Genomic DNA, 830 nt, shown 5'->3' on the forward strand with positions numbered 1-830 from the left:
CCAGCTACTGCACCAGCCACACCGCCCGAAATACCGCCAGCACTTACCGCCCTTGCAATACGGTGTTCCATACGTCTAGCCCTATGTCGCATAAACAGATACGGTCTGCGGAAAATTCTTCGTCCCATGCTTTGACTGTCGTTAGCATTAAGCGAGAACATACTCATTAAGTCGCCCAGCTTCATATAGATACCAGCGAAACATACTATCTGCAAGAACGCCACCATGAAAAACGGATAGTCCGTGGAAATATTGTAAAACATACTGGAAATACTGAACGCTACCGTTACAATGAGCGTTATTCCTGCACGTGTCATTATGGTATTAAATACCCTCACGATTGCCTGCTTTGCCATGCTTTCATAGCTCGGTATCATGGAAAGTAAAAAGCTGATAGGTAAAAACATAGCGAATATAATAAAAAGTATCTGGCTGAACAACATCATGCCTGTAAGCAAGAATACAAATATCGTTATCCCTAAGTTGAAGAACAGTAGGAAAAACACCATACCCAAACGGTTTACCACCTGCGGTATCGTCAGATTGTTGTTGTCGTTATCCTCGATTTCTGTTTTCACGACTTCCTCTCTGGTCTTTCCGTCCTCGTCCTCTGGGCTTGCCGATACCAGAGCTTCAACACGGTCTGTCCCGATTTCCTCTGCGTTGCTGTTACCGAATTGTAGAAGTAGCCACGGCTGTTGTACTTGAATAGAAAATAAGCTGTCCCGTATCAAGTCCACGCTGTCCTTGCCCTCGCTGTCAGAGTTGGGGAGCATGATTTTTGTTCCAAAGTCCAAAGAAGCGGTACTGATGTCTGATGAAAACTCATT

1 protein-coding gene is annotated in these 830 nt (G+C 44.8%); it reads right to left on the bottom strand.

The window, feature by feature from the left end; all coding sequences use genetic code 11:
* Positions 1 to 830: CD3337/EF1877 family mobilome membrane protein (locus tag DWW13_RS19630; protein ID WP_442857779.1), on the bottom strand; the 830-nt coding region annotated here is incomplete at both ends.

This window comes from Blautia sp. AF14-40, from assembly GCF_003479665.1.
Classification (GTDB): domain Bacteria; phylum Bacillota; class Clostridia; order Lachnospirales; family Lachnospiraceae; genus Fusicatenibacter; species Fusicatenibacter saccharivorans.